Annotated in this window: 11 protein-coding genes and 1 tRNA gene; 7 read left to right on the top strand and 5 right to left on the bottom strand. The window is 60.6% G+C overall.

The genetic code is table 11. The annotated features are described in order from the left end of the window. Positions 1-89: 89 nt before the first annotated feature. Together NW860_RS11285 and NW860_RS11280 are read right to left on the bottom strand one after the other, a co-directional pair. A complete protein-coding gene (locus tag NW860_RS11285) occupies positions 90-1,232 on the bottom strand; it encodes a type IV pilus twitching motility protein PilT (RefSeq protein ID WP_414425975.1) in 1,143 nt (380 codons plus the stop codon). A gap of 59 nt (positions 1,233-1,291) precedes the next feature. After that, positions 1,292-3,364 (bottom strand): GspE/PulE family protein, encoded by a 2,073-nt coding sequence (locus NW860_RS11280; protein WP_414514239.1) that lies wholly within the window; start codon positions 3,362-3,364, stop codon positions 1,292-1,294. A gap of 148 nt (positions 3,365-3,512) precedes the next feature. On the opposite strand from NW860_RS11280, the gene NW860_RS11275 reads away from it, so the two are divergent. Further along, positions 3,513-4,565, top strand: a complete 1,053-nt coding sequence (locus tag NW860_RS11275) for a dipeptide epimerase (protein WP_414514237.1) — start codon at positions 3,513-3,515, stop codon at positions 4,563-4,565. A gap of 4 nt (positions 4,566-4,569) precedes the next feature. Continuing rightward, positions 4,570-5,616: a DUF1611 domain-containing protein gene (locus NW860_RS11270; protein ID WP_414514235.1), complete on the top strand. Its 1,047-nt coding sequence runs from the start codon at positions 4,570-4,572 to the stop codon at positions 5,614-5,616. Here the strand turns inward: NW860_RS11270 and lpxB are convergent. Together lpxB and lpxA are read right to left on the bottom strand one after the other, a co-directional pair. Next, entirely contained in the window at positions 5,613-6,821 is a 1,209-nt protein-coding gene (gene lpxB / locus NW860_RS11265) for a lipid-A-disaccharide synthase (RefSeq protein WP_414514233.1), read from the bottom strand. The genes NW860_RS11270 and lpxB overlap by 4 nt on opposite strands. Beyond that, a complete protein-coding gene (gene lpxA, locus NW860_RS11260; protein ID WP_414514231.1) occupies positions 6,818-7,762 on the bottom strand; it encodes an acyl-ACP--UDP-N-acetylglucosamine O-acyltransferase in 945 nt (314 codons plus the stop codon). Before lpxA ends, lpxB begins: the two co-directional genes overlap by 4 nt. Before the next feature lie 165 nt (positions 7,763-7,927). On the opposite strand from lpxA, the gene NW860_RS11255 reads away from it, so the two are divergent. The 4 genes from NW860_RS11255 to NW860_RS11240 all read left to right on the top strand — a co-directional run bounded on the left by NW860_RS11255 (position 7,928) and on the right by NW860_RS11240 (position 9,495). Then, the gene (locus NW860_RS11255; protein ID WP_414392946.1) at positions 7,928-8,173 is read left to right on the top strand and encodes a hypothetical protein; all 246 of its coding nucleotides are present in this window, start codon (positions 7,928-7,930) and stop codon (positions 8,171-8,173) included. Positions 8,174-8,262: 89 nt separating this feature from the next. After that, positions 8,263-8,820: an SRPBCC family protein gene (locus tag NW860_RS11250; protein WP_414392945.1), complete on the top strand. Its 558-nt coding sequence runs from the start codon at positions 8,263-8,265 to the stop codon at positions 8,818-8,820. A gap of 76 nt (positions 8,821-8,896) precedes the next feature. Next, on the top strand, positions 8,897-9,340 hold the full coding sequence (locus NW860_RS11245; protein ID WP_414392943.1) for a 2TM domain-containing protein: 444 nt from the start codon (positions 8,897-8,899) through the stop codon (positions 9,338-9,340). A gap of 84 nt (positions 9,341-9,424) precedes the next feature. After that, a tRNA-Gly gene (locus NW860_RS11240) sits at positions 9,425-9,495 on the top strand. Between the two features lie 69 nt (positions 9,496-9,564). On the opposite strand, the gene hisN is transcribed toward NW860_RS11240, so the two are convergent. Further along, positions 9,565-10,416, bottom strand: coding sequence for a histidinol-phosphatase (hisN, locus tag NW860_RS11235; RefSeq protein ID WP_414514228.1), 852 nt, complete (start codon positions 10,414-10,416; stop codon positions 9,565-9,567). 76 nt (positions 10,417-10,492) lie between these two features. Here hisN and NW860_RS11230 point away from each other — a divergent pair, with 76 nt between their 5' ends. Then, on the top strand, positions 10,493-11,071 hold the full coding sequence (locus tag NW860_RS11230; protein ID WP_414425968.1) for a biotin transporter BioY: 579 nt from the start codon (positions 10,493-10,495) through the stop codon (positions 11,069-11,071). Positions 11,072-11,295 lie beyond the last annotated feature (224 nt).

Here is an 11,295-nt window from a genome sequence, read left to right as displayed (position 1 = left end):
AGCCAAACCGCCACTCTCCCCCAGCTAGAGCTTAGCTACAGATGAGACCGGCGGCCAAAGGCTGGCGGGGAACTTCCAGGCAGGGATCTCTAGCGACGGACAGTAACCGCTGCTGGCCGCTGCTGCTGAACTGCCGCGGCTGGGGAAGGCCCGGCAACGTTGCCCAAAAGCCGCTGCAACTCCTCAGGACGAGAGGTCTTGGACATGGCCGTCTCGAAGTCAATCTTGCCCTGCAGGTAGAGGTTGGCCAGATCCTGCTCCAGGGTTTTCATGCCCTGCTTGCCGCCCGTCTGGATGGCCGAGTAGATCTGGGCCGTCTTGCCCTCCCGAATGAGGTTGGCGATGGCTGGGGTGACCACCATGATCTCCTGCACCAGCACCCGGCCTGGCTCCCCTGGCTTGGGGTTGAGGCGGCGGGCCAAAGTTTGCGAGAAGACGGCCTTGAGAGAGTTAGAAAGCTGCACGCGAATCTGCTGCTGTTGCTCCGGCGGGAACACGTCCACCAGGCGATCCACCGTCTGGGCAGCCGAGCTGGTGTGCACCGTGGCAAAGCAGAGGTGGCCGGTTTCGGCGGCGGTGATGGCTAACTGGATGGTCTCCAGATCCCGCATCTCCCCGATCAAAATCACATCCGGATCTTCCCGCATCGCCGCCCGCAGGGCATTGGCAAAGCTCTTGGTGTCTTCGCCCAACTGCCGCTGGTGGATGATGCTGCGGATGGGGGTGTAGATGTACTCAATGGGATCTTCAATGGTGAGGATGTGCTCAGCTCGCTCGCGGTTGATGAAGTCGATGATAGCGGCCAAAGTGGTGGATTTGCCGGATCCCGTTGGTCCCGTTACCAGCACCAGGCCCCGCGGCAGTCGCGCAACTTCCTTGCAGATGTCGGGCAGGCCCAGCTTTTCAATGCTGGGGATTTCCGAGGCCAGAGCTCGCATGGCGCAGGCATAGGCGCCGCGTTCGCGATAGACGTTGACCCGGAAGCGCCCGATCCCGCGCACGCCATAGGAGCAGTCCAGCTCCCAGTTCTGCTCCAATTGTTTTCGCTGGGTGTTGTTCAACATGCTGAAAATGAGCCGCTGCACCTCCTCAGGCGTGAGGGGATCATACTCTGTTGGCTGGAGTTCGCCATTGATGCGGAAGTAGGGAGGCAAGCCGGCTGAGATGTGGATATCGGAACCGCCCCTCCGGATGATTTCTTCCATCAGGTCTTCGATCATCAGTTGTTTCATAGGACTTCCCTCTCCAATCAATGGCGTGAGTTGCTCCGGTGAAGCTGACAAGAGTCAAACTAAAACTTCGGCGTCAAGCAGTACGGACAATCCATCCACTCCACTCGCAGGGCAGCACCGCAGTTGCGGCAGGTGCTAAGGGCCTTGGCACGAGCCTTCAGCTCGGTCTCCAAGCCTTTGTCGGTGAGGATGACTCGATCCACCTCCTCCAGCGTGGTTAGCCCCTGCTTCACCAGCATCAGACTGTAGGCCAATAGGGTCTTCATGCCGCTTTCAACTGCCGCCTCCCTGAGCACCTCGGTGGGAGCCCCCTTGTTGATCAAGTCGGCCAAGCGGTCGTTCATGCGCATGAACTCGTACACCCCCACCCGGCCTTTGTAGCCCACGCCCCCGCAGTTCTCACAGATGGGTTTGCCGGTGGCCTTGCGCTGTTCTATCTCTTTGGGGGAGAGCTGGTTGGCTTTGTAGAAGGTCAGCTGTTCGTTGTCGCCGCTGAGGCTAAGGCCATAGCGGGCCAGTTCCTCGGGGGTAGGGTGGTACGGGATCCGACACTCAGGACATACCCGCCGCAGCAGGCGCTGGGCCAGCACCCCCAGTAGGGAACTGGAGATCATAAACGGCTCGATCCCCATCTCCGTCAGGCGGGCGATGGCACTGGGGGCATCGTTGGTGTGCAGGGTAGTCAACACCAGGTGACCGGTGAGGGAGGCTTCGATGGCGGTTTTGGCTGTCTCGTGGTCGCGGGTTTCCCCCACCAGGATGACATCCGGGTCTTGCCGCAGAAAAGCCCGCAGGATCATGGCAAAGTCCATGCCCTTCTCCCGGAGAACCTGTACCTGGGTGATCCCCGGCAGAGAGTACTCGATGGGATCCTCGGCGGTGCTGATGTTGATGCCTGGATCATTTAGCTCCGCCAGGGCCGAGTAGAGGGTGGTGGTTTTCCCGGATCCAGTGGGCCCGGTTACCAGGATTAGACCAAAGGGTCTCCTCACAACCTCCTTGAAGCTGGCAAGGGTCTCTGGGTCGGTGATCAGCTTATCCAAGCCCAGTTGCGTGGCGGAGTTATCCAGGATGCGCAGGACAATCTTTTCCCCGTAGCGGGAGGGCAGGGTGCTAACGCGAAAGTCCACCTTGCGCCCTTTGAACATCCGCCGAATGCGCCCGTCCTGAGGCAGGCGCCGCTCGGCAATGTTCAGGTTGGCCATGATCTTGAATCGAGCGGTAAGAGCAGGAATGATCTTTTTGGGGAAGTTCTCAAAAGCCTGCCGCAGCACCCCGTCCTTGCGGAAGCGAATGCGCAGGTTTTCTTCCTGCGGCTCGATGTGGATGTCAGATGCCCGTTCCTGCAGGGCCTTGATCAGGATTTGGTTGGACAATTTGATGATCGGGGCATCGTCTGCCGATTTGAGTTGCTGCTCCAGAGAGGTCTCGCCGGCCTCATCAACAGCGACATCCTCGATGCTGTCTAGATCAATCTCGGCAGTGTTGACCACCACCTCTTCTTCCTCTTGGGGGGCAACTTGGCTGGCGACATCTGTGTCGTTGATCCCCTTGACAGCCAGCAGTTCCGCCTGTGCATCCATGTAGCGGTTGATCAGGGTCTCGAAGTCCTGCTGGGTGAAGACCCGCCGCTGCAGCTTTAGCCCTTGGATGCGGAAGCGCCGCTGAATGTCGTCTAGCGCCTGCAGGTTGTCCGGCTTGACCATTGCCACCACGACCTGGCTGTCTTGGCGGCGAATGGGCAAGAACTTATAGCGGTTGCAGATATCAAGGGGCAAGAGCGACTCAATGAGCTCGCTCATCTCCGCGAGATCCACCGGCTCCAGGTCGGTGTCGAGAGAGGGGATCCCGTAGATAACTTTGAGCTCAAAAAGCTGCTGTCGCTTGTAGGCCCGCTCCAGGTCAGGTGTGAGCTCCTTGCCTACAATGTTCTTGACCGCCAGGGCCAAAACTTTGCTGCCGCCCTCTCGATCCGCTTTGAGGGCATTTTGAATGTCTTGGATTTGCTTATCGTCGGCAAAGCCCAGCTCTTTTAGCTTGCGTCCAAAGGGGGTGATGCTGGCATTGGCAATCGCTAAGGCTTTGCTCGCGCTGCCGCGACGGGAGGTCAAGGGGGGAGGAAGATCGCTCATAAGCAGTAGCTGGGGCACGCACGATGTGTCCATATTGACTGTAGTTGACCCCCCAGGTCAACGGTAGGGGCAGGAGACCTCACTGGCCCGACTCTGCAACCTGATGGAAATCTAGAAGGGAGAAAGTCGACCCACCTTTAGACTGCTCATGCGGCTTTACGTTGAGCCCTTCACTGTTCACAAGCGCTATGCCCTCGCCCTTAGCCGCGGCACCTATACAGAGGCCACTTTGGCCTGGGTGCGCGTTGAAGAGGAGGGGATCGAGGGCTGGGGAGAGGCTTGCCCCTTCTCGGTGAGCGAGGACTGCCACCAGTCTTTGGAGGACATCTTGGCGGGTTTGGAGGTGGCTAAAGGGATCCTACGCCGCTATTCCCCCTGGGAGCGGCAGGCCGTCGAGGCGGAACTGCTGCAGGCCGGGATCCCCTCGGCAGTGCGGGCGGCAGTGGACATAGCCCTGCACGACTGGATGGGCAAGCGACTGGGGATGCCCCTCTGGCAGCTGTGGGGCCTAGATCGCTCCCGCATTCCGCCCACGACCCTAACCATCGGCCTCTCCACCCCTCAGGAGGCGCGCCAGCGGGCTCTGGCTTGGATGGAACAGATCCAACAGGCGCGGGCCTTTAAGATCAAGCTGGGCAGCGAACTGGGCCTAATGGCCGATCAAAACCAGCTCATTGCCGTGCAGGAGGTGATCCCGCTGGGATCCCTGATTACGGTGGATGCCAATGGGGCTTGGACACTGGAGCAAAGCCTGAGCATGAGCAATTGGCTGGCGGGGCAGGGGGTGAGCTACTTGGAGCAGCCCCTGGAGAGGGGCCAGGAGGCGAAGCTAATCACCCTGTGGCACGAGTCGAAGCTGCCCATCTTTGTGGATGAGAGTTGTTTTGCCAGCCGCGACATTCCTGCCCTGGCGGATCGGGTTCATGGCATCAACATTAAGCTAATGAAGTGTGGCGGCCTTAGCGAAGCCTGGCGCATGATCCACACAGCCAGAGCCCATGGGCTACAGGTGATGCTGGGCTGCTACAGCAACACCGCTTTGGGCAACACGGCAGCGGCCCACTTGGCGCCGCTAGCGGACTACGTGGACTTAGACAGCCACCTCAATCTCGTCGACGATCCCTTCTCCGGGGCTCTGGTGCAGGAGGGCTGTCTCATCCCCACCGACCGACCCGGCCTAGGGGTGGAGTTGCGGGAGTAGGACCATGCTCTCCAGCCAAACTCGGGTGGCCATCCTGCTCCACGGCGGCCTAGCAGGAGAGTACGGCAAAACAGGGCTGGGGTTGCTTCGGTATGGGCCCTTCCCGGTGGTGGCGGTTATTGACCGGGAGCAGGCGGGGAGATCCCTGGCCCAACTCACGGGCATTGCCAAAGACATTCCCATCGTAGCCTCGGTGCAAGAGGCGCTGGTTTACGGCCCCGAGGTGTTGGTGATTGGGATCGCTCCTTCCGGCGGCCAGTTGCCCCCTGAGTGGCGGGAGGAGCTCTGCCAAGCCCTGCAAGCCGGCTTGTCTTTGGTGAACGGGCTGCACACCCCCCTAGCGGAAGATGCCCAGTTGCGGCAGTGGCTGCAGCCGGGAGCCTGGATCTGGGACATTCGCCGCGAACCTCCTGGTCTGGGAGTAGGGAGGGGCCTAGCTCGCTCTCTCCCCTGTCGGCGGGTACTGACGGTGGGCACCGACATGGCCGTCGGCAAAATGTCTACCAGTTTGGAGCTGCACCGCGCCAGCCTAAAACGCGGCCTGCGTTCTCGTTTCTTGGCCACCGGCCAGACGGGGATCCTCATCAGCGGCGACGGAGTGCCTCTGGATGCAGTGCGGGTGGACTATGCCAGCGGCGCTGTGGAGCAACTGGTGCTGCGCTATGGCTTTGACCACGACATTCTGCACATTGAAGGTCAGGGATCCCTGCTCAACCCCGCTTCCACCGCCACCCTGCCTTTGCTAAGGGGATCCCAGCCCACCCATCTCATCTTGGTGCATCGAGCTGGGCAGACCCACATCAAAGGGATGAACGATGTGCCCATTCCTCCCTTGCCTAAGGTGATCGAGCTGTACGAACAAGTGGCTGCGGCCGCTGGCGCCTTTGCCCCCGCACCGGTGGTGGGGGTAGCCCTCAATACCTTCGGTTGGGAAGAGGAAGCGGCCCTGGCCCAGATCCGCCAGGTGGAAGCAGAGACGGGCCGGCCCTGTACCGATGTGGTGCGCTTTGGGGCCGATCCTTTGTTGGACGCCATTCTCTCGGCAGGCTAGCCTAGAGCGCTCGGAGCCTGAGCTTCCTTGGAGCTGGTCTCGCTGTCGAGCACCTCCAAAATAGCCTTGGCCGCACGGGCCAGAACTCCCGGCTCCCCTAGAGCTGCCCGCATGGCGGCGTAGTCAGCCTGCAGTTGGGCGCGGCGCTCGGGCCGGGTCAGCAGCTCCAGCGCCAGTTGGGCAATCCGTTCCGGCTGGGCCTCCTCCTGGAGCAGCTCCGGCACAATGGGACGCATAAGCACCAAATTGGGGGGAGCCATAAAGGGCACCGACACCTTTAGCCAATGGCGGGCTAGCCAAAAGGTGAGCGGGTTGAGGCGGTAGACCACCACTTGCGGGATCCCCAAGATGGCTGCCTCCAGGTTGACGGTGCCCGACTTGGCCAACACCAGGTCAGCAGCCGCCAAAAGCAGGTGATGGGCCTTTGGAGGGGAAGGGCGAGGCAGGAAAAGGGTGAGATCCTCCAGCCCATAGCGGCGGGCGGCTCGGGCAATTGGGGCAGCAAAATGGGGCGAGGCCAGCGGCGCCCAAAACTGCACCTGGGGCAGACGAGCCCGCAGCAGCCGCGCTGCCTGAAGCAGGACAGGCAAAACTGAGCGCAGCTCCTGGCGGCGGGAGGCGGGCAGCAGCGCCACCACCGTAGCCTCCTCCGGGATCCCCAACTCCGCCCTGGCCTGCGCACGACCGGGGACACTCGCCAAAATATCCAGCAGGGGGTGGCCGACATAGCAAACCCGGGCACCTGCTGCGGCGTAGTAGCGGGCCTCCTCGGGGAAAATGGCCACCATCAGTCGCATTTGCTGCGCTAGGCGGTAGGTGAGGCGGCTGCTGGGCGACCACACCCATTCCTGGGGGGCAATGTAGTAGACGGCAGGGATGCGCCGCCGCTGCAACAAGGAAGCCACGCGGCTGTTGACGCCGATGTAGTCGACCAGGATGGCTAGATCAGGTGGGTCTTGCGCCAGAAAGCGGCGGATCTTCCACTCCGCCCACAGCGCAGGGAGGACGAAGGGAAGGGCCTCCAGAATACCGATGGAGCCAATTTCAGTTGTGCGGTGCAGCAGCCGGGCTCCAGCAGCAGCCATCTCCTCTCCCCCAACTGCCGTGATGCGCAGGTGCGGACGCTGGCGCAGCAGCTCGCGGATGAGATGGCCAGCCTGCAGATCCCCGGAGACTTCGCCGGTGCAGACAAACAGATGGCTCACAGGTCGTCCCCGTCCTCGGCATCCTCTTTGCTGCGACGCAAGGCAGGCAGAGGACCACGCCGTTGCGGCTGGGAAAGGGAATCTTCCAAAAATTGCAGCAGGTGTAGCAGGGATCCCGTCTCGTCCACCAGCTCTTTCCCCTCTAGGGAGAGGATGCTCTGCCCGTTCTCGGTTCGCAGGCTCTCCCGCAGCGTTTGCAGCGCCTTTTCCAAGGGCAATCCGGAGCGGTAGAGCAGCCGGTAGGCCTGGCGCAAGGCCGGCAGGGATCCCTCCATCCCCTTGGCCCGCCGCAGCCCAACCAAGTTGAGGCCACGGATGCGGGCTGGATGCCCCTCCACCAGCAGGTAGGGTGGAACATCGCGATCCACCCGACTCATCGCCCCCACCATAGCCAGGCGCCCTACCCGGGTAAACTGGTGGATCCCGACCATGCCGCCGATGCGCGCCTGGGACTCGATGTGAATGTGGCCAGCCAGGGAAACCGCGTTGGTGATCACCACTTGGTTTTCGATGACGCAGTTGTGGGCGACATGGACATAGGCCATCAACAGGTTGTAGTCGCCAATTATCGTCGCCTCCCCCTCGTTGGTGGCTCGGTTAATGGTGACAAACTCCCGAATGAGATTGCCCCTGCCAATGACCAGCTGCGAGGGTGCGCCGTTGTACTTTAGGTCTTGTGGCTCTGCGCCCAGCACCGCTCCTGGAAAAATCTGGTTGTCCTCACCAATCTCGGTCCAGCCGTCGATCACCACATGGGCCCCCACCACGGTGTTGGCACCAATGCGCACATGTTCGCCAATAACGGCATAGGGGCCCACCTGCACCGTCTCGTGCAACTCAGCCTTGGGATGGATCACCGCAGTGGGGTGAATCCGCTGCCGTGAGCAGTGCGGCACACTTGCGAAGTCGGGAGGGGATCCTGCTGAAGCCAACACACTCATCTCCAACTAGCCAGCAACTGGAGCAACGCTCCCAACTCTTTCTTCTCCCCAGCTCACTCAGGCTGCTTGCAGGCGCTGCATGGCTCGATTGTACTCTTGATTGGGAAAACAAGGACGGCTCGGCTGATCCTCAGAGGCCAAAACTAAGCTAGGGGGGAAGGCGCGATGGTACTGGAGACACTGCCGCTGGTTGCCGCTGTAGCCATCGCCATTTTTATGCTGGTCTTCTGGGTGCGGGTAGTTCGAGAGGCCATCTGGACAGCGGTGGGGATCGTGATCCTCCTAGCCGTTTTGTACGTGGTCTTTAGAATCGGCCCGCAGCAGGTGCTCCAGGAGCTGCGAGATCCCTTTGCCCTCCTCGACCAAGTTTGGCAGGTAATCCTGAGTTGGTTCCGGGCTCTTCTCTCCTAGGATCGTTATCCCTTATACAATGCTCCAGGGGAGCTCAGCCTGTTGAGGGGCTGGCAGCTTCTGCCTTGGCTTTCAACCCTTTCCTTGCCATGCCTTTTGACCAGGATCCACAAGGTCACCTAGAAGCTCTTGCTCTCCTTAGCGGGAGGGAGTTCTCAGACATCCAGGTAGAGGTAGAAGACTTGGGGGAGCGCCGCCGCCAAGTGCAAGGCCGCATCTTGATCCCGGTAGAGCGCCGGCAGGTCTGGCAGGTTTTAACCGATTACGACCATCTGGCGGAGTTTATTCCTAACTTGGTGGAAAGTCGCCTCCTTGGCAGCCAGAATGGCCGCAAACTGGTGCGTCAAGTGGGATCCCAGCAAGTTCTGTTTGCCCGGTTTTCTGCAGCGGTGGTGCTGGCTATCGAGGAAGTGTTTCCCCACCAACTGCGCTTTCAAGAAGTAGAAGGGGATTTCCTCATCTTCGAGGGGTTTTGGGAGCTAGCCGACTGGCTAGAGCAGCAGACCCTGCTCACCTACCACCTGCAGGTGCAACCGCCGCGCCGCATGCCGGTTGGCCTAGTAGAACGGCGCATCCGCCGCGATCTCGCCCTCAACCTGCAGGCTATTCGGGAGCGCTGCCTAAGTCTAGGGGGATCCTCTCCCTAGTTACCCTTGGCTGGGATTGGGGAGCTGCCAAGTCTGCCTGCCCTAAACTAAGAGTCGTCAGGTTTCCTCTCGTCAAATGTCCAGATCCCGCTACAGCCAAGAGGACGTGCAGCAGATCCTGCAGCGGGCCATCGCTCGCCAGCCGCGCCTTGGTGAGTTTACCCGCTCGCAACTGGAGGAGATGGCTGCCGAACTGGGGATCTCCCCCCAAGAGCTGGAGGAGGCCGAGCGGGAATGGAGAGCCTGGCAGCAACTAACCAACCAACGGCGTGAGTTTCAACGCTACCGCCAGCGGCAGTTTTACCAATTGCTGGGGCGGTATGCCATTGTCAACAGCTTCCTAGTAGGCTTGGATTGGCTCTCCGGCGGAGGGCTGTCTTGGTCGCTGTTTATACTGATGGGCTGGGGCCTGGCTGTTGCCCTCAAGGGCTGGAGCACCTACCAGACGGAAGGGGAACGCTACGAAAAAGAGTTTCGGCAGTGGCAGAAAAAACGCCAAAAGCAGCTCCAGCGTCGATGAGACACCTCTTGTCTTTGAAGGGAAGCCTCTTGAGGGGGTACCCTCGCCAGGTGCTATTATTGTTGGGCAGAAGCAAACACCTGTGCGGGCGTAGTTTAATGGTAAAACCGCAGTCTTCCAAACTGCTGTTGACGGTTCGATTCCGTTCGCCCGCTTGTACTCAAGATCTTTTAGAGATCCAGGCTGCAACCTAGCCCCTAGGTTGGGGAGGCCTGACTGAGGGCTTAGCTAAGGGAGGGGTGAGGTTTGCCTCTCTCTTGAATAGCAGCCAAGGCCTGTTGATGGAGCGTCGGGTTGGCCGCCGCCAACACTTCTCCTCTAGAAGTGCGGGTTAAGGGATCCCCCGACCAATCGGTAATCACGCCGCCGGATCCCTCGATAACGGGCACAAGAGCAGCAAAGTCGTAGAGGGCGAGGCCGCACTCCATCACCAGATCGATGTAGCCGCTGGCCAAGAGGCCGTACTGGTAGCCGTCGCCGCCGTAGGAGGTGATGTGAACCAAACGGCTGAGCTGCTGAAAGCGCTGCTGCTGGTCTGGCTGAGCAAACAAATCAGGAGTGGTACAGCTCAAAGAGGCGCGGCTGAGGTCGGTGGTGGCTTTGCTGCGACTAAGCTGTTGGGTGGAAGGGGTTATCCAGCGGGTTGGTTGTCCCTGCACCCCCACCCAGCGCTCGCGCAACACCGGCTGATCGATGATGCCCAAGATGGGACGATCCTCTTCCAAAAGGGCGATCAAGGTGGCGAAGGTGGGCTTGCCAGTGGAAAAGGCGATGGTGCCATCCAAGGGATCCAAAACCCAGGTATAAGGGGATCCGGTCTGGTGGAAGCCAAACTCCTCGCCAAGGACGTTGTGCTCCGGCACGTGGGCGGCCAGCAACGCCCGCATTGCCCGTTCTGCTTCCCGGTCGGCTATCGTTACGATAGGGGATCTAGCCTCTTTGTACTCGGCCTGCAGCTCCCCGCGAAACAGAGGCCGGATCACCGCTCCGGCTGCGTCGGCTAGAGCCTGGGCCAAGGCAATCCACTCTGGCTTAACCACTCTCTTGCCTACCTCGTCGGTGTTCTCTCCTAGCATAGGGAAAGATTTTCCCTCGGCTATGCGTGCTGGCCGACTGTTAACCCCTCTGGAATGGCTCTGGACCGCAATTGGAGTGATCTTGACCATTTTGGGCACCCTAACCCAGGTGAGCTTGCCGCCTCAGTGGCCAGGGGTGGGAGGATATAGCTTTTCCCTGCAAATCGGCGGCATGCTGCTAACGGCCTGTCTGGCGGGACCGGTGGCGGCAGTGTGCGCCCAGCTTGTCTATCTAGGCTTGGGATTGGCAGGGCTGCAGGTGTTTGCCCAGGGAGGGGGGTGGCAGTACCTGTACCAGCCCGCCTTTGGCTATTTGCTCGGGTTTTTGCCTGCGGCCTGGGCCTGCGGGACGATGGCCTTTCGACAAAGGGATCCCCACCTGCTGCCTACTTCCCTTCTCCCTCGCCGCAACCCCTACCTGCTGCCCAGCATCTCTGCGCCGGTGCGTCTGCAGGATTTGGCCGCCGCCAGTTTGGTGGCCCTGGCCCTGGTTCACCTGACCGGGATCATCTATCTCTTGGCTACCCAGCCCTGGAATGGAGAGTTGCTGAAGTTGCTTCGGCTCTACTCCGGCTATACCCTGCCAGGACAGCTTATCGTGGTTAGCTTCGCTGCTGTGATAGCCCTAATCCTGCGGCGCTTGCTGCTGCTTTAGCGCAAAGACTCTCTATGGCTGGGACGGGAAAAAAGGGTGATCCAGAAGCGGGCTTGCTGCAGGGCAAGGGGTTTCATCAGGTTTCTGCAAAGGCTTTGTAGGGAGACGAAAAGATGCAGCGCGCTGCTCTGACTCTTGCGGCCACGGGCCTTTTGGCTACGGCGTTGACCGCCTGCAGCAGTGGTAGTAGCCCTGGGGGATCGATCCTCATCCCACCCCAGAGC

The sequence above is a fragment of the Synechococcus sp. F70.1 genome (assembly GCF_047502745.1).
GTDB lineage: Bacteria > Cyanobacteriota > Cyanobacteriia > Thermostichales > Thermostichaceae > Thermostichus.
The sequence above is the reverse complement of the archived record's forward strand: the minus strand, read 5'-3'. Positions and strand labels throughout refer to the sequence as shown.

Bases quoted from the DNA above. Each gene is read 5' to 3' on its own strand.
- NW860_RS11280 (WP_414514239.1), bottom strand. From the start codon at position 3,364: ATGAGCGATCTTCCTCCCCCCTTGACCTCCCGTCGCGGCAGCGCGAGC.
- NW860_RS11275 (WP_414514237.1), top strand. From the start codon at position 3,513: ATGCGGCTTTACGTTGAGCCCTTCACTGTTCACAAGCGCTATGCCCTC.
- hisN (WP_414514228.1), bottom strand. From the start codon at position 10,416: ATGCTAGGAGAGAACACCGACGAGGTAGGCAAGAGAGTGGTTAAGCCA.
- NW860_RS11285 (WP_414425975.1), bottom strand. From the start codon at position 1,232: ATGAAACAACTGATGATCGAAGACCTGATGGAAGAAATCATCCGGAGG.
- lpxA (WP_414514231.1), bottom strand. From the start codon at position 7,762: ATGAGTGTGTTGGCTTCAGCAGGATCCCCTCCCGACTTCGCAAGTGTG.
- NW860_RS11255 (WP_414392946.1), top strand. From the start codon at position 7,928: ATGGTACTGGAGACACTGCCGCTGGTTGCCGCTGTAGCCATCGCCATT.
- NW860_RS11270 (WP_414514235.1), top strand. From the start codon at position 4,570: ATGCTCTCCAGCCAAACTCGGGTGGCCATCCTGCTCCACGGCGGCCTA.
- NW860_RS11250 (WP_414392945.1), top strand. From the start codon at position 8,263: ATGCCTTTTGACCAGGATCCACAAGGTCACCTAGAAGCTCTTGCTCTC.
- NW860_RS11245 (WP_414392943.1), top strand. From the start codon at position 8,897: ATGTCCAGATCCCGCTACAGCCAAGAGGACGTGCAGCAGATCCTGCAG.